The following is a 16,595-nucleotide window of genomic DNA, read 5'->3' as shown; positions in this document are numbered from 1 at the left end:
CTAGCAGCCCTCGAAGTCGGTGAGGACCTTGACCTTTCCTGCGGAAGCGGACGACGGGTCGAACGTGTAGCCGATCCATTCCTTCGCCAGCCGCCGGGCGAGTTCGATGCCCACCACGCGCTGGCCCATGGTGAGCACCTGGCAGTCGTTGGACAGGATGGAGCGTTCCACCGAGAAGGAGTCGTGTGCGGCGGTGGCGCGGATGCCGTCCACCTTGTTCGCGGCGATGGCCACGCCGATTCCGGTACCGCAGAACAGGATGGCACGGTCCGCGGCGCCGTCCCGGATCATCTCACCGGCTGTGATTCCCACGTAGGGGTAGGGCCTGGTGAAGTCGTCCGGGGCGTCGCTCCGGTTGACTCCTATGTCGATGACCTCGCTGACGCGGGGATCGTTGCGGAGGTCGGCAAGGACCTTGTCCTTGTAGTCCACACCCGCCTCATCCGCGCCGACAATAAGCCGGAGTCCCATGGTTTGTCCTTCCGTCGTCATTGCTGTGCTCCTGCCGGTGCCACAGCAGGCAGCCTGTCGTCCGCGGTAGCGGTTCCGGTGAAATACGGCCCCATGACGGCGAACACCATGGCCAGGGAGGTGGCTCCGGGGTCCGGGGTGCCCAGGCTCTTTTCCGCCAGGGGACGGGCGCGGCCCTTCAACGGCAGCAGGTCAGCGGTGGCTTCCGCCGCTGCGGCCGATTCCCGGGCCGCGGTCTCCCACGCCTGGATGGGAGCTATCCCGCCGGACACTTCACGGGTAAAGGTGGCGGCAAAGGGCAGCAGGGCGTCCACCATCGTCTTGTCGCCAATCTCCGCCTTGCCCAGCTGCACGATCCGGTCCGCGAACGCAGTCACGGCTGCCGCAAGGGCGGCAGCTTCCGGCGCCGCGCTGTTGCCCACGGTTTCGCCGAAGGCCCGCAGCCCGGCACCCCACAGGACACCGGAGGTGCCGCCGGCTTTGTCTGCCCAGGCATCCCCGGCGGCGGCCAGCACGTCGCCGGCCCCTGCACCGTCCTGCAGGGCCGCGCAGGCCGCCGCAGCGGCGGCATCCACTCCGCGGACCATGCCGCGGCCGTGGTCGCCGTCGCCGGCGATCGCGTCCATGCGGCCCAGCCGCTCCTCGGCCTCGTGCAGCGAAGCCCGTGCTGCCTGGATCGCGCCGACACACGCAGCGGCGTATCCGCGGGAGGCGTCCGTGGCGACGAACGCCGCCACGGAGGCGCCGCCGTCGTACGCTTCCTCACCGGACAGTGCCCCGGCTTCGCGGGCCGCGTTGCCGCGGCGGTAGGCGGGGGTCTCAGCGGGAGCGGTCCACAGTGGCTCAAGCTCGTCGTCCAGCCAGGTGATGGTCAGTGAGACGCCGGCCATGTCAAGGCTGGTGACCAGTTCGCCGACTTCGGGCATGACCAGCGTGTAGCCGGCCGCGCGCAGCAGTGGCGCCACGGTCCCCCAAAGGACGAAGAGCTCCTCATGCTTGGTGGAGCCGAGCCCGTTGAGGATGACAGCGATCCGGTGGCCGGCGTTTGGCGGTGTTTCGGAGAGCACCCGTGCCACCAGTTCCTGGCCCAGTTCCTTGGCGGAGGGCAGGTCCGTGTCGTGCAGGCCCGGTTCGCCGTGGATCCCCAGGCCGAGGCCCATCTGCCCCTCCGGAAGGGTGAACAGCGGGGCTTCGGCGCCGGGAAAGGTGCAGCCGGCGAACGCGCTGCCGATGGTGCGGGTCAGGTCGTTGGCCTTGCGGCCCAGGCGGACCACCTCGGCGAGGTCCGCTCCGTTTTCGGCGGCGGCGCCCATCACCTTGAAGACGGTGAAGTCGCCGGCGATGCCGCGGCGTTTGGCGGATTCCGACGGCGGGGCGCTGGCGATGTCGTCCGTGACCAGCACGTTCTCCACGGCGATGCCCTCGGCGGCGAGGCGTTCGCTGGCCATGCCGAAGTTCATCACGTCGCCGGCGTAGTTGCCGTAGGTGAAGACGACGCCGGCGCCGGACTCGGCAGCCTTGGCCGCCGAGTAGGCCTGCTGGGCCGACGGCGAGGTGAAGATGTTGCCCACCACCGCGCCGTCGGCGAAGCCGGTGCCGATCAGTCCGGCGAACGCCGGGTAGTGGCCGGAGCCGCCGCCCGTAAGGACGGCGACCTTGGGCTGGGCCGGCCGGTAGCGGCGGACGGCGCCCCCGGGGACCTGGCGGACCAGGTCCGAGTGGACGTCGCAGAAGCCTGCCAGGGCCTCCTCGGCGAACTCTGAGGGGTCGTTGAAGATCTTGGTCATGGTGGGTTCTCCGGCGTCCGGGGTGTTGTCAGGGCTTGGTTGTCGGGGACCGCTGCTAGTGCATGTGGCTTCCACCGTTGATGTCAACGGTGGTGCCGGTCAGGTAGGCGGATTCCTCGGAGGACAGGAACGTGATGACGGAGGCCACTTCCTCGGTGGTGGCGTTGCGGCCCAGCGGGATGCCGGCGTTGATGGCGGCTTCCTGCTCCTCGGTGCTGCCCACACGGATGTTGGTGTCCACGGCGCCGGGAGTGATGGCGTTAACGGTGACGCCGGTGGTGCCGAGTTCGCGGGCCAGGGCCTTGGTGAAGCCGAGGATGGCAGCCTTTGCTGCGGAGTAGGGAACCTTGCCGAAGACGCCGCCGCCACGCTGCGCGGACACGGAGGACATGTTCACGATCCGGCCCCAGCCGTTCTCGATCATGCCGGGCAGGAAGGCCTTGGTCACCAGGTAGGTGCCGGTGGCGTTGACGTCCATGACCTTGTGCCACAGCTCGAGGGTGGTCTCCAGGAACGGAATGGGCGAGGTGATGCCGGCGATGTTGGCAAGGGCACCGACGGGCGGGAGGTTGCCGGCAGCGACTTCGGCAGCGACCGCGGCCTGGGCGGCGGTGACGGAAGCTTCGTTGGCGACGTCGATCTCGTGGCCGAAGGCGGGAACGTTGAACTCGTTGCCGATTTCAGCTGCGACCTTGGCGGACTTCTCGCCGTCGAGGTCCAGGATGACGATGCCCCAGCCTTCGCGGGCGTAGCGGCGGGCTGTGGTGATGCCGATGCCCCGGTCCGAGGTTGCTCCGGTGAGGACGGCGGTGCGCTGGATGGTGGTCATGGTGGTGCTCCTTGAATTGTTTTGGTGGATCGATTGCTCCGTAGCGGCCCTTATGAGGCGTCAAAACGGCAGTTACGGAGCAATCGATGGTTAGAGAAGGTCGGTGATGAAGCTGGCTGCCTTGGCGGCGGCCGCGGGCCGTTCGTCGTGCGTAACGTCCCGGGTTTCGAGTTCGAGGGAGAAGTGGCCGGCGTAGCCGTCCGCGGCCAGCCGCTTCAGGCCGCCGGCGAAGTCGGCGTTTCCGTTGCCGATGCTGAGGTTGATGTTCCCCGGCACGGCATCGCGGAGGTGGACGTGGCTGATCCGGCGGGCATGCCGGTCCAGGTAGGCCTGGACGTCCTCGCCGGCGGCCACGATGTGGCTGAAGTCCATGACGATGCCGACGCCGGATCCGGCCAGACGGTCCGCCAGCTTTGCCGCACGGTCCAGGTTCCAGCAGAAGCGCAGGAAGTGCAGGGATTCGGTCCAGAGTTCGACGCCGAACTCCGCCGCACGCCGTCCGGCACCGATCAGCTGGGCGGCGATGAGGTCCAGGTCCTCGTCTTCACTGCCCACGGGTTCGTGGTTGAGGGCCCCGCAGGGCAGGACGAGAGCCTTGGCACCGATGTTCGAGGTGAGGGTGAGCAGTGCGTCCAGGTGGCGCCGGCGCGCCGCCTGGGCATCAGCGTCGAGTACTGCATTCAGGTCCCCGATGTCTCCGTTGACGGAGCGCACCCGGAGGCCCGACGCGTTGACCTCGGCCGATACGGCTTCAACGGCCGCAGCATCGAGCTCATAGGGAACGTGGTTGCAGACCCCGGGCAGGGCGCCCAGGTCTATCTCTTCGAACCCCAGCTCCTTCATGGTGCGGAGGGCCTCGCCCAGTTCCTGGTGCCGGAAGCTGATGGAGGAACACCCGAGTCGGGAGTGGAACATCGTTGATCCTTTGGTTCGTGCCAAGCAGTAGTGATGGCGACCACAGTACTTGCGTTAACTGTCAACAGTCAACTCTAAAAGTCGACTGTTGACAGTGAAAATGATCTCGGTCACACTAGGGGCGTATCATTTGTTAACAGTCGACAGCGGACTTCCAAAGCCGCTTTTCGAAAGGGAACCTCCATGAGCAAAGATGCTCTGACCATGCGCGGCCCCGTCCACGGCACCAAGGACGCCCGGCGAGTTGCCATCGGATCCGGCGTGGGGGCCGTGATTGAGACGTATGACTTCATCGGCTTCGGCACCGCTGCCGCACTGTATTTCGGAACTGCCTTCTTCCCCGGGAGCGATCCGGTTACCGGCACGCTCGCCTCCTTTGCAACCCTGGGCGTCGGCTTCGCAGCCCGCCCCCTCGGCGGCATCATCGGCGGCCATCTCGGCGACAAGGTAGGCCGCAAGCCCGTCCTGGTCGCATCCCTGATCCTGATGGGCCTGGCAACCTTCGCGATCGGCCTGCTGCCCACCTACGCCGCTGTCGGCCTACTCGCTCCGGCGCTGCTGGTCTTCGTCCGCATCGTTCAGGGCCTGGCCTTCGGCGCTGAATGGGGCGGTGCCATCCTGATGAGCTACGAGCACGCTCCGTGGAAGGCCAAGGGCAAGTACACCGGCATCGTCCAGGCAGGCTTCCCGGTGGGCCTGCTGCTGGCCAACCTGACCTTCCTGTTCAGCGTGGGCCTGGGCGGTGAGCTCGCCTGGCGGATCCCGTTCCTGGCCAGCATCCTGCTGGTGGCGGTCGGCCTGATCATCCGCTCCAAGGTCCCCGAGTCCCCCGTCTTCGACGAGGTCAAGGACAGCGGCGCCATCGTCAAGGCACCCATCGTGGAGGTCATCAAGACCGACTGGCGCAACATCGTCAAGGGCATCGGCCTCCGCATTGCAGAGACCGCCGGCTACGCCGTGTCCATCACCTACATGATTTCCTACATCAACAGCCAGCACCTGGCGGACAAGAGCCAGACGCTGATTGCCCTCTGCATTGCCTCGGCCATCGGCATCTTCGCCACCCAGGCCTGGGCCGCCCTGACCGACCGCATCGGCCGCCGTCCCCTGTACGTCTGGTCCACTGCCTTCGCCGCATTGTTCGCCATCCCCATGTTCCTGCTGGTCAACACCGGCGTGTTCATCGCCATCATCCTCACGATCGTCATCTCCTACGCCGTGTGCCAGAACTCGCTGGCCGGCGCCCAGGGTGCCTGGTTCCCGGAGCTCTTCCAGGCCAAGACCCGTGCCTCCGGCGCCAGCCTGGCCTACCAGATCTCCGCCATGGTGTCCGGCTTCACCCCCTTCATCACCACCCTGCTGTTCGTCAGCTTCGGCTGGATGGGCCCCGCGCTGCTCTTCGGCACCTACGCCCTGATCGGCCTCTGGGCCGCCGTCGCCACCCGGGAAACCTGGGGCAAGCGGGAGCGCGAGTTGGCCGACGAAGCCACCAAAAGCACCCCCAACACCGTCAACGCCTGAATGACAGCCACGCACGAAACGACCACGGAGCACGTAATGCCTACAGAAACCGTCCAGGACACCGAACTGCGGACCGCAGTGACCCCGGAACGGCTGGAGAAGATTAACGCCGCCGCGTACCGGATCAGGCACCACGCCCTGAATATGGGCGAGGTGCAGGGCCAGGGGTATGTTGGCCAGGCCCTGGGTGCTGCCGACATGCTCGCTACGGTATACGGGGACCAGCTCCGCTTCCGCGCCGAGGACCCGCACTGGGAAGCCCGCGACCGGTTCCTGCTCTCCACCGGGCACTACGCGATTGGCCACTACGCCGCACTGGCCGAGGCCGGCATCGTCCCGGTGGAGGAGCTGGAAACCTACGGCTCGGACGATTCCCGCCTGCCGATGTCCGGCATGTCCACCTACACCCCGGGCATGGAGATCTCCGGCGGCTCCCTGGGCCACGGCCTGACCATCGCCGTCGGCATGGCCCTGGGCCTGCGCTACCAGGGCTCGGACGCCCGGGTGTTCAACTTCCTCTCCGACGGGGAACTGGACGAGGGGTCCACGTGGGAGGCGGCCATGGGCGCGCACCACCACCAACTGGGCAACCTCACCGCCATGGTGGACGTCAACGCCCTGCAGGCGGACGGCAAGACCGACACGGTGCTGCGCACCGAGCCGGTGACGGAGAAGTGGGAATCGTTCGGCTGGTACACCCAGCGGGTGGACGGGAACGACGTCGGCGCGCTGCTGGCAGCGTTCGACAACGCAGCTGCCCAGGCGGCCGCCGTCGGACGTCCCTCCGTCATCCTGTGCGACACCAAGGTGGGCCGCGGCGTCCCGCTGCTGGAAGATCGCGAAAAGGCGCACTTCATGCGCATCGAAGAAAACGAATGGCAGATCTGCCGCGAGCAGCTCACCGCCGGTTATGAAGGAAAGGCTTCAGCATGAGCACCACCACCGAGGCCCCCGATACGGCGGCAGCCGCTGCAACAACGGCCAAGCCGAAGCTGAAGACTTCGGCGATGATCGCCTCGTTCGCCGACCCGGGCCAGAAGACTTCCTCCGCGCCGTTCGGGCACGCGCTGGTCAAGGCCGCCCAGGAGGACGACAGGATCGTGGGCCTGACCGCTGACCTGGGCAAATACACGGACATGCATATCTTCGCCAAGGCCTTCCCGGAGCGGTTCTTCCAGATGGGCATGGCCGAGCAGCTGCTCTTCGGTGCAGCCGCCGGCCTGGCCGAGTCCGGCCTGGTGCCGTTCGCCTCCACCTACTCCGTGTTCGCTGCCCGCCGCGCCTACGACTTCCTCTGCCTGGACGCGGCCGAACCGAACCTGAACGTCAACATCGTGGGCGGCCTGCCCGGCTTGACCACCGGATACGGCCCCAGCCACCAGGCCACCGAGGACATGGCGATCTTCCGCGGCATGCCCAACCTGACCATCGTGGACCCCTGCGACTCGGTGGACATCGAGCAGGCCGTCCCGCAGCTGGCGGCCTCCGACGGCCCCACCTACCTGCGGCTGCTGCGCGGCAACGTTCCCACCGTCCTGGACGAGTACGACTACACCTTCGAACTCGGCAAGGCCAAGGTCCTGCGCGGCGGCAACGACGTCGTGTTCATCTCCTCCGGCCTGATGACCATGCGTGCCCTGCAGGCAGCCAAGGCCCTTGAGGCACACAACGTGGACGTCGCCGTCGTGCACACCCCCACGATCAAGCCTTTCGACGCCGAAACCGTCCTCAAGGAGGTCAATACCGACCGCCTCGCCGTTACCCTGGAAAACCACTCCGTGGTGGGCGGCCTGTTCGAGACCGTTGCGTCCGCCGTCGTCACCGCCGGCGTGGGCAAGCGCGTGGTGCCCGTGGCGCTGCCGGACCAGTTCCTGGACGCCGGCGCCCTGCCCACACTGCACGACCGCTACGGCCTCGCCGTGGACCGCATTGTGGCCAAGGTGCTGGCCGAGCTCGGCTAGAGCCCCTAACTATGCAGAAAGCACGGCACCGGTCCTAGGCCGATGCCGTGCTTTCTGCCGTAATATCGAATTCACTACCGACTGTAAACAGTCGACTTATGACATTGAGGACAAGCCATGGCCGGATTGACCGCCCCGCTGCTGGGACTGGAAAAGAAAAGCCTGCGCGAGCAGGCACTCTCGGCGTTGCGGACCGCCATCACCAGTGGTGAGCTGGAACCCGGCCGGCACCTGGTGGAAACCGAACTGTCCGAGATGCTGCAGATCAGCCGGGGCACCCTTCGCGAAGCCCTGCGCCAGCTTGAGCAGGAGGGGCTGCTGTCCGCCGGGCCCCGCGGCCGCCTCTCGGTCCGGCACCTGGATGAGAAGGAGATCCGGGACATCTACGCTGTCCGCGCCGCTTTGGAATCCCTGGCCGCGCGGACGCTGTGCGAACTGCCGGACCGGCAGCACGTGACCAAATCCCTGCACAAGGCCATCGACGCCATGGAGGACGCCACCGCCGGGACACTGGAGGAACGGATCGAGTCGGACCTCGAATTCCACCGCACCCTCTGCAGGCTCACCGGCAACGAAACGCTGTTGCATTCCTGGGAATCGCTGGAGGGCTCCATCCGGATGTCGATCATGTTCGCGGGACTGGAGAAGGGGGTCAGCAACATGAGCGTCGACCGGCACAAGGACATCATGGCTGCCATCGATACTGGTGACGCCGCACTGGCCCGCAAGACCATCCTGGAACACATGGACACCGCCGCGGCCAACCTGGTGGCCTAACTCCGCCGGAGCCGCCGGGAATCCCTGTGGGCTGTGGACCGTTAACTTACTGCGCGGTAAATTGCCGCAGCGTTAACGAGGGATGGTATGACCGCAAAGTTTGTCTCAGTTGAGGACGACGCCGGAAAGGTCACCCGCTACAGCCGCCACGACAACGGCGGCGGGCTGATCGCTCCGGGTGCCATCGTGGCTGACAGCGCCCGGATCGGCCCCATGACCTACGTGGAACACGGCGCGCAGGTGGGTCCGGGGTGCCGGATCGGACACGGCAGCTGGATAGACCGGGACGCCAGGATCGGCAACCGGACCGTCATTGGCGACGGTGTGCGCATCGGGCGCGGCACCGTCATTGGCAACCGCGTCCACGTCGGCAGCCACACGAGGATTGGCTCGGGCGTGCTGATTGAGCACGGCGCCCACCTGGATGCGGACAGCACGGTGCCCGACGGCGCTGAAGTCCTTGCCCGCGTCCGCACCACCTCCGTCCGGGCAACGCACCGGCCGCACCGGAAAGCCAGGGGCGGGCTGGCGGCGTAGCCCCGGGGCGGCGCACAGCTGCGGCACTCCCGCCGCTGTGTAGTCGGTGCCCCCAAAAGCCGCAGCGGCAGGGTTTCCCGGTCCCGGTAGAGGGCAGCGATGCTCGTGAGTGCCGTCATCAGTGCTTCCTCAGGTCCAGCGGCCCCTGCCCGTGCCAACGTCCCCGAAGAAGGTTGGCGCAGGCACCGAGGAGGCGGTTCAGTTCCCCGGTGCTGTTGGACAGCGAGCGCAGCACCAGCCCAGTGGTTCCTTCGACCGTGCGGGTCAGGGAAAGGCCGGTTACGGCATCATGGGGGGCTGCCAAGTGGTGCAGTTCGTCGGCGAGCGCCTGGTCAACCCGCGCGTCCACCACCACGAGCGAGCCCACATGGCTGTGGCCTTCCATGAATCCCAGCCCGGTGACGTCGCCCAGCGGCGGTCGGATCAGCAGGTTGTCGAGCGCCAACAGTTGCGTGCCGTGGTCCGTTTGGACACGGATTTCATTGCGCAGCCGGACTTCCTCGTACCGGAACGAGGCACCGTCCGGCGACCAGCCGGGGGTCACCACTTCGGCCATGACCAGCGTCGACGAAGGCCGCACGGTGATGTGCGTCCGTTGCCGGTAGCTGGCCTCGCGGTAGGCGATCAGCTGGTCGGGCATCAGCTCCAACCGTGACCCCTCCCCCAAACGCACAGTCATCCGCTGCTCAGCAAAAGACCCCGGAGTCCGGTACACCTTGGTGGCGGACTGGGTCGTCAGCAATAGGTCAGCCCCGTCCTGGACTTCCACGTCCATGAGGAAAAGGTCCGCCCCTAGATAAGCCCCGCCAGGATTCACGACGACATAACAAACCTGCCCGGAGTCATCCAGGTAATGAGGGCGAAGCACCCGCAAGGCACCCTCATGGAACTGACGGGAAGCAATGGACCTGTCGCGGCGCGTTTCAATACCCAACTCCAAACGGCCTCGCACTGGGCGGTCAGCGGTCGCGGATGAAGGGGGCCGCGGCGTGGCGGGCACCGCGGAGCGGGCACGGCCCCCTTCATCCGCGGGCGCCGCCCAAGGTGCCTCAGCGACGGAACTTTTGAAGGTCATTGCGCCAAATCCAGCATCAGGACGTCGTGCCTTATCCAATCGATGACCTTGTCGAGCCCTTCGTCGGTTTTGAGGTTAGTGAAGCAAAAGGGTTTGTTGCCGCGGAACTCTTTGGAATCCCGCTCCATGACTGCGAGGTCCGCGCCGACGTGGGGAGCGAGGTCGGTTTTGTTGATGATGAAGAGGTCGGACTTGATCATGCCCTGGCCGGCTTTGCGCGGGATCTTCTCGCCTTGGGCCACGTCGATGATGTAGATGGAGAAGTCAACGAGTTCGGGGCTGAAGGTGGCGGAGAGGTTGTCGCCGCCGGATTCGACGAAGATGACCTGCAGGTCGGGGTGCCGTGATTTGAGTTCCTCGATGGCGGCGGTGTTCATGGAGGTGTCTTCGCGGATGGCGGTGTGCGGGCAGCCGCCGGTTTCGACGCCGATGATCCGGTCCACGGGGAGGATGCCGTTGGCGGCGAGGATTTTGGCGTCCTCGATGGTGTAGATGTCGTTGGTGATGGCGGCCATGGAGATGTCACCGCTCATGTGCCGCGTGAGCCGCTCGACGAGCTGGGTCTTGCCGGCGCCGACGGGCCCGCCGATGCCGATCTTGATGGGTTCAGTCATGGTGTTCCTCCTACGTGAAGCATGGCTAGCTCATGAACATCCGGGCACGCTGGCGTTCGTGCCGCATTTGTGCGATTTCCAGTCCGGGGCTGACGGCCCCAAAGTCGTCCGGCGTGAGGTGCGCGATCGCCTCGATGGCGGCAGCGACGTCGTCGTGCGCTTTCCGGAGCACCCGCTGCCCGGCGTTCTGGCCGAGCGGGATGGCGCGGACGGCGTTCTGCGTGAGGGAGGTGACGGTGGCGAAGAGGTAGGCGGCGAGCGCCTCCTGCAGCGGCACGCCCAGGGAGCGGGCGACGACGGCGAACGCGAGCGGCTGGTGCCCGGCGGCCCGGCCACTGGCCACCAGGTCCCGGTACAGTCCCAGCTCAGGGGAAGGGAAGACCTCCCCACCAATCTCAAGCAGCCGAGACCCCATCTTGAGGGAGGCCTCCCGAACCTGCCGGGGCAAAAGAGAAGCAGAGAGCAGCCCATCCAGCTCCCCCAGATCAACCCCCTCATAAAACAACCGAACAGCCAACCCGTCAGAGTAGGCAAGCGACTGCGAGACAAAAGCCGAGAGCCAGATTCCGAAGGACTCTTCATCAAGAACGAGCTCCCGCTCGAGGTACGTCTCAAACCCAAAAGAGTGCGCAAAGGCCCCAGTAGGCAAAGCGGAATCAACAAGCTGCTGAAGAGCCAGCTGATACCCGCTCACTGAACGCCCGCCAAAGGTGACGAACCCAAGCGACGCCCGGGGATGGGGGCCGCGGCGTGGCGGGCACCGCGAAGCGGGCACGGCCCCCATCCCCGGGCGGCGCAGCCAACCCGGACACCTCGAGGGTCGCGCAGCGCGGAAGAGTCAGTGTGAGTGTTCAGCATGGCGGAAAGGCACAGGGAGGACGCGTTCCTGGCGGGAGTAGGGCACGGCATGGTGGCGGAGGTAGTCCTCGACGGTGTGGTCGTAGGCGCACACCATGACGGCGGCTTTGTACTCGCTGTCCGCGTCAAAGAATTGGGCCTGGAGGTGCCGGTTGCCGAGGGAGTGTGCGGTGACCCCCATTTCATGAATGGTGCGGGGTACGATGACCAGGACGTCGGTGGGCAGGACGGAAACCACGATCATGTTGGTTTCTTCGATGTGGAGGATGTCGCCGTCGCGCAGGTCCCCGGATCCGGCGGGGAGGCGGATGCCGATCTCCTTGCCGTGGTCCGTGGTGGCGCGCTGGATCCGCTTGACCAACTGGGCGCTGGGGAGGACGACTTTCTCGCGGTGCAGTCCGGCGTAGGCGCCGAGGTCGGTGTCCGGCAGGTCGTGCAGGTTGCCGAGGACGCGTTCGATGATCACGGGGGCTCCAGAAGGTCAGAAGAGGAAGTAGCGCTGGGCCATGGGCAGCACGTCGGACGGCTCGCAGGTGACGTCTTCGCCGTCGACCGTCACTTGGTAGGTTTCCGGGTCAACCTGGATGTCGGGCGTGGCGTCGTTGTATCTCAGGTCGGCCTTCGTGAGGTTCCGGATGCCGGAGACCGGCCGGATGACCTTCTCCAGGCCCAGCTCTTCAGGAACGCCGGCGTCGATCGCGGCCTTGGACAGGAACGTGATGGAGCACTGCTGGATGGCTTTGCCGAATCCGCCGAACATGGGGCGCATGGTTCGCGGCTGCGGCGTGGGGATGGAGGCGTTGGCGTCGCCCATCAGGGCGTAGGCGATTTGCCCGCCTTTGAGGACGAGCTCAGGTTTGACGCCGAAGAACGCGGGGTCCCAGAGCACCAGGTCGGCGAACTTGCCCACCTCCACGGAGCCGACGGAGTCGGCGATGCCCTGGGCGATGGCCGGGTTGATGGTGTACTTGGCCACGTAGCGCTTGAGGCGGAAGTTGTCGCTGCCCGCACTGCCGTGGGCGCCGCCGTCGTCATCTTCCAACACCCCGCGCTGCTTCTTCATCTTGTCCGCCACCTGCCAGGTGCGGGTGATGACCTCGCCCACGCGGCCCATGGCCTGGGAGTCGGAGGAGGTGATGGAGAAGATGCCGAGGTCCTGCAGGACGTCCTCGGCAGCGATGGTTTCGGCGCGGATGCGGGAATCGGCGAAGGCCACGTCCTCGGGGATGTCCGGGTTGAGGTGGTGGCAGACCATCAGCATGTCCAGGTGCTCTTCGATGGTGTTGCGCGTGTACGGCAGCGTCGGGTTGGTCGAGGCCGGCAGGACATTGGGCATGCCGGCGATCCTGATGATGTCCGGCGCGTGCCCGCCGCCGGCACCTTCGGTGTGGAAGGTGTGGATGACCCGGCCGTTGATGGCGCGGATGGTGTCCTCCACGAACCCGCACTCATTCAGGGTGTCGGTGTGGATGGCCACCTGCACGTCGTACTCGTCGGCCACCGTGAGCGATGTGTCGATGGAGGAGGTGGTGGACCCCCAGTCCTCGTGGACTTTCAGCCCAATGGCACCGGCGCGGATCTGCTCGGCGAGTGGTTCGACGGCGGACGCGTGCCCTTTGCCGAACAGCCCGATGTTCATGGGGAACGCCTCGGCGGCCTGCAGCATCCGCTGGATGTGCCACTTTCCAGGCGTGACCGTCGTGGCTTTGGTGCCTTCGGCCGGGCCCGTGCCGCCGCCGATCATGGTGGTCACGCCGCTGGCAAGCGCCGTGGGAATCTGGTCCGGGGAGATGAAGTGGATGTGGGTGTCCACGCCGCCGGCGGTGAGGATCTTCCGTTCGCCGGCGATGATCTCGGTGCTGGCGCCGATCACGATGTCCACGCCGTCGGTGATCTGCGGATTGCCCGCTTTGCCGATCCGAAAAATGTAGCCGTCCTTCAGCGCGACGTCGGCTTTGTAGACGCCGGTGAAGTCCAGGATGACCGCGTTGGTGATGACGGTGTCCGGAATGTCTTCGTCACGGCTGGCCTGGCCGTTCTGGCCCATGCCATCGCGGATCACCTTGCCGCCGCCAAACACCACCTCCTCGCCGTAGACGGTGAGGTCCTGCTCGATCTCAAGGAACAGTTCGGTGTCTGCCAGGCGGATCTTGTCGCCGCTGGTCGGTCCGTACAGGTCGGCGTACTGCCGGCGGGGAATCTCGAAACTCACTGGCTGTCCCCTTCCGTGACCGACCCGACCTGGCGGGTGCCGCCGTCGAGCTTTCCGTTGACTGCGTTGCTGAGGCCGTACACTTCACGCGACCCGGCGAGTTCGATCAGCCGCACGCTCCGTGAGTCCCCCGGCTCGAACCGTGCCGCCGTTCCGGCCGGGATGTCCAGGCGGCGCCCGTAAGCGGCGGCGCGGTCAAAGGCCAGGGCGGCGTTGGCCTCGGCGAAGTGGAAGTGCGAACCCACCTGGACGGGCCGGTCTCCGGTGTTGGTCACGGCAACCTCGATGGCCTCCCGCCCGGCGTTAGCCGTTATGGGTTCCGGCCGAAGGACGTACTCCCCTGGAATCATGGCGGTGCTCCCTAGCGGATGGGACTGTGGACGGTGACGAGCTTGGTGCCGTCCGGAAAGGTGGCCTCGATCTGCACGTCGTGGATCATCTCGGGCACGCCTTCCATGACGTCCTCGCGGGTGAGCAGGGTGGTGCCGTAGCTCATGAGGTCGGCCACGGTACGGCCGTCGCGGGCTCCCTCGATCAGTTCGTAGCTGATGATGGCCACGGCCTCGGGGTAATTCAGTTTGAGGCCGCGCGCCTGCCGTCGGCGGGCAAGGTCGGCGGCCACCACGATCAGGAGCTTTTCCTGCTCACGCGGCATCAGATGCATGGGATTCCCTTCGACGGCGGGGCGTGCGACCAGCGTAGGCCGGGAAGGTTTCCACCACGTTTCCGGAGTATCAGGGGGCCGGACTCAGCGCGTGCCGGTGAGCCGGGCGAGGATCTCCTCGCTGGACTGGACGGGCTGGCGGTAGGTGGTGGAGAGGATGCGGAGCATGTCGGCGGCGTCCTGGTCGGCTTCGGAGGCCATGGCATCCTTCGCGTAGGTCACCCGGATGTTGTGTGCAAACGCATCCGCGGCGGTCTGGGCGATGCAGTTATGGGTCGAGACGCCGGCGAGCACCACCTCCTCCGCACCCCAGTTCCGCAGGCGGGCCAGCAGGTTGGTCCCCACGAAGGCGCTGTCCCTGGTCTTGTTCAGCTGGGGCAGCCCGTCGGTGATGAGGCCGGGCACGGACTGGGCCTGGTCGCTGCCGCGGAAGATGAATCCCTGGTCGTCATCGAGCATGCTGAGGGTCCAGGTGGACTTGTCCCGCTCGTGTTCGGTGCCCACCAGGAGCGCTTTGTGCCCGGCTGCCTCGAACCCTTCCAGCAGCTTGTTGCACTCGCTGACCACCCGATCCTGCTGGGCCGCCAGTTCGGGGGCTTCGAAGAATGCGTTCTGCATATCGATGACCAGGAGGGCAATCACGTGGCACCTTTCGTCGTTGATCCGGTGCGGAAAAGGTACCCGTTCGCGCGCGGACAAAACCGGGGTATGGGACGAACCCCGGTTTGGGGACGTATCAGGGCGCCGACTCTCGGATTTTCAGCTCGAATTCTGCCTTCACGTGCACACCCGTCTCTGCGGTTTCACGCCCGGCCACCCTGTCCAGCAGCAGAGCTATGGAGCGCTCCGCGATTTCGTCCATGCCCGGGGAGACCGTGGTCAGGGACGGGGAGGCGAACCGGGCCTCATCGATGTCGTCGAAGCCGGCAACCGCCACGTCCGTGGGCACCTTGACGCCGCGGATCAGCAGCTCATGCAGGGCGCCGAGGGCGAGCACGTCGTTCAGGCCAAACACGGCATCGAACTCCACCCCGGCGTCAAGGAGTCCGGCAACTGCAGCAGCCCCGGCGTCCCGGCGCCATTCAGCGGGGGCGACCAGCCCGGCGTCGAACGCCAGGCCCGCATCATCCAGCGCCTTGCGGTATCCGTTCAGGCGCAGCCCGGCGCTCCCGTCTGACTCATCCGGGCGGGCACCAATCACGGCGATCCGACGGCGGCCGGCTGCCAGCAGGTGCGCGGTGAGGGCGGCTGCGGCCTCCTCGTTCTTCATGGTGACCAGGTCGAAGCGGGGATCCATGATGTGCTCGCCCAGCAGGACGACGGGCTTGCTGCCGGCCCGGGAAGCGATCTGGTCGGCGTCGATGGCCAGAGGGGTGAACAGCAGCCCGTCCGTGAGCTGCCGGAACGTCCCCTGCAGGGTGCCGAGCTCCACGGACGGATCGGCGTCGGACTGCTCCACCAGCACACGGTAACCGTGGCGGGAGGCAGCCTTCATCAGCCTGGACGCCAGCTCGGCGTAGTACGGCGCTGAGAGGTCTGACAGGACCAGCCCCAGCATGGAGGTCTTGCCGGAACGGAGGCTGCGCGCGGTGAGGTTGGCTTCGTAGCCCAGTTCCGCGATGGCGTCCTGCACCCGCTGCTTGGTGGCGGGGCGGATGAACTCGTAGTCGTTCAGGACATTGGAGACAGTCTTGAGGGAAACGCCCGCTGCCCTCGCGACGTCGTTCATGGTGACTGCCATTTAGCGTTCTTTCCCTGCTTTCGCGGCAGCCTTGGCCGCCTGCTTGCTGGCACGGACCTTGGCGAGGGATTCCGGGTCAACGATGTCGGCCACGGACAAGTAGGAACCTTCCTCCCCGTAGTGCCCTGCGGCCTCCCGCCATCCCGGAGCTTCGAGGCCCCGCTGCTTGCCCAGCAGCGCCAGGAAGATTTTGGCCTTCTGCTCGCCGAAACCGGGCAAGGCCTTGAGCCGGCGCAGCACCTCGGCGCCGTCGGGCGAACCCTTGGTCCAGATTGCGGCGGTGTCGCCGTCCCACTCGTTCTGGACCGCCTCGGCGAGCGCCTGCACCCGCGCAGCCATGGAGCCGGGGAAGCGGTGGACGGCGGGGCGTTCCTTGAACATTTCCACGAAGGCCGCGGGGTCGTGGGCGGCAATGGCTTCGGGCTTCAGCGACCCGATCCGCGTCCGGATCTTTTCCGGGCCGGCGAACGCCGATTCCATCGTGACCTGCTGGTCCAGCAGCATGCCGGTCAGCAGGGCGAAGGCGTCCTCACTCAACAACTTGTCCGCGGCGGGGTCCCCCGTGATGTGCAGTTCCATGCCGTCCATCCTCCCACCTGCGGCCCGCCGTCGTCATAAGGACGCCTTCGCCCT

The 16,595-nt window shown here is 66.5% G+C and carries 19 protein-coding genes; 5 read left to right on the top strand and 14 right to left on the bottom strand.

Features of this window, described 5'->3' with window-relative positions:
- From AC3IMC_RS11105 to AC3IMC_RS11090, 4 genes are all read right to left on the bottom strand, one after another.
- The gene (locus AC3IMC_RS11105) at positions 1 to 492 is read right to left on the bottom strand and encodes an RpiB/LacA/LacB family sugar-phosphate isomerase (protein ID WP_490918612.1); all 492 of its coding nucleotides are present in this window, start codon (positions 490 to 492) and stop codon (positions 1 to 3) included.
- On the bottom strand, positions 489 to 2,258 hold the full coding sequence (locus tag AC3IMC_RS11100) for a dihydroxyacetone kinase family protein (RefSeq protein ID WP_490918611.1): 1,770 nt from the start codon (positions 2,256 to 2,258) through the stop codon (positions 489 to 491). Before AC3IMC_RS11100 ends, AC3IMC_RS11105 begins: the two co-directional genes overlap by 4 nt.
- 55 nt (positions 2,259 to 2,313) lie before the next feature.
- Positions 2,314 to 3,087, bottom strand: a complete 774-nt coding sequence (locus AC3IMC_RS11095) for an SDR family NAD(P)-dependent oxidoreductase (RefSeq protein ID WP_490918610.1) — start codon at positions 3,085 to 3,087, stop codon at positions 2,314 to 2,316.
- 90 nt (positions 3,088 to 3,177) lie between these two features.
- Positions 3,178 to 4,002, bottom strand: coding sequence for a sugar phosphate isomerase/epimerase family protein (locus AC3IMC_RS11090; RefSeq protein ID WP_490918609.1), 825 nt, complete (start codon positions 4,000 to 4,002; stop codon positions 3,178 to 3,180).
- A gap of 183 nt (positions 4,003 to 4,185) precedes the next feature.
- Here AC3IMC_RS11090 and AC3IMC_RS11085 point away from each other — a divergent pair, with 183 nt between their 5' ends.
- From AC3IMC_RS11085 to AC3IMC_RS11065, 5 genes are all read left to right on the top strand, one after another.
- Entirely contained in the window at positions 4,186 to 5,523 is a 1,338-nt protein-coding gene (locus tag AC3IMC_RS11085; protein ID WP_490918608.1) for an MFS transporter, read from the top strand.
- A 36-nt stretch (positions 5,524 to 5,559) separates the two neighbouring features.
- Positions 5,560 to 6,456 (top strand): transketolase, encoded by an 897-nt coding sequence (locus tag AC3IMC_RS11080; RefSeq protein WP_490918607.1) that lies wholly within the window; start codon positions 5,560 to 5,562, stop codon positions 6,454 to 6,456.
- Positions 6,453 to 7,484, top strand: coding sequence for a transketolase family protein (locus tag AC3IMC_RS11075; protein ID WP_490918606.1), 1,032 nt, complete (start codon positions 6,453 to 6,455; stop codon positions 7,482 to 7,484). The genes AC3IMC_RS11080 and AC3IMC_RS11075 overlap by 4 nt, the downstream gene beginning before the upstream one ends.
- A gap of 117 nt (positions 7,485 to 7,601) precedes the next feature.
- A complete protein-coding gene (locus AC3IMC_RS11070) occupies positions 7,602 to 8,261 on the top strand; it encodes a GntR family transcriptional regulator (RefSeq protein ID WP_490918605.1) in 660 nt (219 codons plus the stop codon).
- Between the two features lie 87 nt (positions 8,262 to 8,348).
- Positions 8,349 to 8,798, top strand: a complete 450-nt coding sequence (locus AC3IMC_RS11065) for a transferase (RefSeq protein WP_490918604.1) — start codon at positions 8,349 to 8,351, stop codon at positions 8,796 to 8,798.
- Between the two features lie 118 nt (positions 8,799 to 8,916).
- Here AC3IMC_RS11065 and AC3IMC_RS11060 read toward each other — a convergent pair whose 3' ends face one another.
- The 10 genes from AC3IMC_RS11060 to AC3IMC_RS11015 form a co-directional block, all read right to left on the bottom strand.
- Positions 8,917 to 9,873: an urease accessory protein UreD gene (locus tag AC3IMC_RS11060; RefSeq protein WP_490918603.1), complete on the bottom strand. Its 957-nt coding sequence runs from the start codon at positions 9,871 to 9,873 to the stop codon at positions 8,917 to 8,919.
- Positions 9,870 to 10,487, bottom strand: coding sequence for an urease accessory protein UreG (gene ureG, locus AC3IMC_RS11055; protein ID WP_490918602.1), 618 nt, complete (start codon positions 10,485 to 10,487; stop codon positions 9,870 to 9,872). The genes AC3IMC_RS11060 and ureG overlap by 4 nt, the downstream gene beginning before the upstream one ends.
- A gap of 25 nt (positions 10,488 to 10,512) precedes the next feature.
- Complete coding sequence (locus AC3IMC_RS11050) at positions 10,513 to 11,181, bottom strand: urease accessory protein UreF (RefSeq protein ID WP_490918601.1); 669 nt, start codon at positions 11,179 to 11,181, stop codon at positions 10,513 to 10,515.
- Between the two features lie 144 nt (positions 11,182 to 11,325).
- On the bottom strand, positions 11,326 to 11,811 hold the full coding sequence (gene ureE / locus AC3IMC_RS11045) for an urease accessory protein UreE (protein WP_490918600.1): 486 nt from the start codon (positions 11,809 to 11,811) through the stop codon (positions 11,326 to 11,328).
- Positions 11,812 to 11,826: 15 nt separating this feature from the next.
- Positions 11,827 to 13,557, bottom strand: coding sequence for an urease subunit alpha (ureC, locus tag AC3IMC_RS11040; protein ID WP_490918599.1), 1,731 nt, complete (start codon positions 13,555 to 13,557; stop codon positions 11,827 to 11,829).
- Entirely contained in the window at positions 13,554 to 13,907 is a 354-nt protein-coding gene (locus AC3IMC_RS11035) for an urease subunit beta (protein WP_490918598.1), read from the bottom strand. The genes ureC and AC3IMC_RS11035 overlap by 4 nt, the downstream gene beginning before the upstream one ends.
- Positions 13,908 to 13,918: 11 nt before the next feature.
- Positions 13,919 to 14,221 carry an urease subunit gamma gene (locus AC3IMC_RS11030; RefSeq protein ID WP_490918597.1) on the bottom strand — a complete coding sequence of 101 codons (303 nt, stop codon included), beginning with the start codon at positions 14,219 to 14,221 and terminating at the stop codon, positions 13,919 to 13,921.
- Between the two features lie 84 nt (positions 14,222 to 14,305).
- Positions 14,306 to 14,863, bottom strand: a complete 558-nt coding sequence (locus AC3IMC_RS11025; RefSeq protein WP_490918596.1) for a cysteine hydrolase family protein — start codon at positions 14,861 to 14,863, stop codon at positions 14,306 to 14,308.
- A 94-nt stretch (positions 14,864 to 14,957) separates the two neighbouring features.
- Positions 14,958 to 15,962: a LacI family DNA-binding transcriptional regulator gene (locus AC3IMC_RS11020; RefSeq protein WP_490918595.1), complete on the bottom strand. Its 1,005-nt coding sequence runs from the start codon at positions 15,960 to 15,962 to the stop codon at positions 14,958 to 14,960.
- Positions 15,963 to 16,550, bottom strand: coding sequence for an HhH-GPD-type base excision DNA repair protein (locus AC3IMC_RS11015; protein ID WP_490918594.1), 588 nt, complete (start codon positions 16,548 to 16,550; stop codon positions 15,963 to 15,965).
- Positions 16,551 to 16,595 lie beyond the last annotated feature (45 nt).

It is taken from the genome of Arthrobacter sp. E70, assembly GCF_058266945.1.
The sequence above is the reverse complement of the archived record's forward strand: the minus strand, read 5'-3'. Positions and strand labels throughout refer to the sequence as shown.

Bases quoted from the DNA above. Each gene is read 5' to 3' on its own strand.
- AC3IMC_RS11105 (WP_490918612.1), bottom strand. From the start codon at position 492: ATGACGACGGAAGGACAAACCATGGGACTCCGGCTTATTGTCGGCGCG.
- AC3IMC_RS11100 (WP_490918611.1), bottom strand. From the start codon at position 2,258: ATGACCAAGATCTTCAACGACCCCTCAGAGTTCGCCGAGGAGGCCCTG.
- AC3IMC_RS11095 (WP_490918610.1), bottom strand. From the start codon at position 3,087: ATGACCACCATCCAGCGCACCGCCGTCCTCACCGGAGCAACCTCGGAC.
- AC3IMC_RS11090 (WP_490918609.1), bottom strand. From the start codon at position 4,002: ATGTTCCACTCCCGACTCGGGTGTTCCTCCATCAGCTTCCGGCACCAG.
- AC3IMC_RS11085 (WP_490918608.1), top strand. From the start codon at position 4,186: ATGAGCAAAGATGCTCTGACCATGCGCGGCCCCGTCCACGGCACCAAG.
- AC3IMC_RS11080 (WP_490918607.1), top strand. From the start codon at position 5,560: ATGCCTACAGAAACCGTCCAGGACACCGAACTGCGGACCGCAGTGACC.
- AC3IMC_RS11075 (WP_490918606.1), top strand. From the start codon at position 6,453: ATGAGCACCACCACCGAGGCCCCCGATACGGCGGCAGCCGCTGCAACA.
- AC3IMC_RS11070 (WP_490918605.1), top strand. From the start codon at position 7,602: ATGGCCGGATTGACCGCCCCGCTGCTGGGACTGGAAAAGAAAAGCCTG.
- AC3IMC_RS11065 (WP_490918604.1), top strand. From the start codon at position 8,349: ATGACCGCAAAGTTTGTCTCAGTTGAGGACGACGCCGGAAAGGTCACC.
- AC3IMC_RS11060 (WP_490918603.1), bottom strand. From the start codon at position 9,873: ATGACCTTCAAAAGTTCCGTCGCTGAGGCACCTTGGGCGGCGCCCGCG.
- ureG (WP_490918602.1), bottom strand. From the start codon at position 10,487: ATGACTGAACCCATCAAGATCGGCATCGGCGGGCCCGTCGGCGCCGGC.
- AC3IMC_RS11035 (WP_490918598.1), bottom strand. From the start codon at position 13,907: ATGATTCCAGGGGAGTACGTCCTTCGGCCGGAACCCATAACGGCTAAC.
- AC3IMC_RS11030 (WP_490918597.1), bottom strand. From the start codon at position 14,221: ATGCATCTGATGCCGCGTGAGCAGGAAAAGCTCCTGATCGTGGTGGCC.
- AC3IMC_RS11020 (WP_490918595.1), bottom strand. From the start codon at position 15,962: ATGGCAGTCACCATGAACGACGTCGCGAGGGCAGCGGGCGTTTCCCTC.
- AC3IMC_RS11015 (WP_490918594.1), bottom strand. From the start codon at position 16,550: ATGGACGGCATGGAACTGCACATCACGGGGGACCCCGCCGCGGACAAG.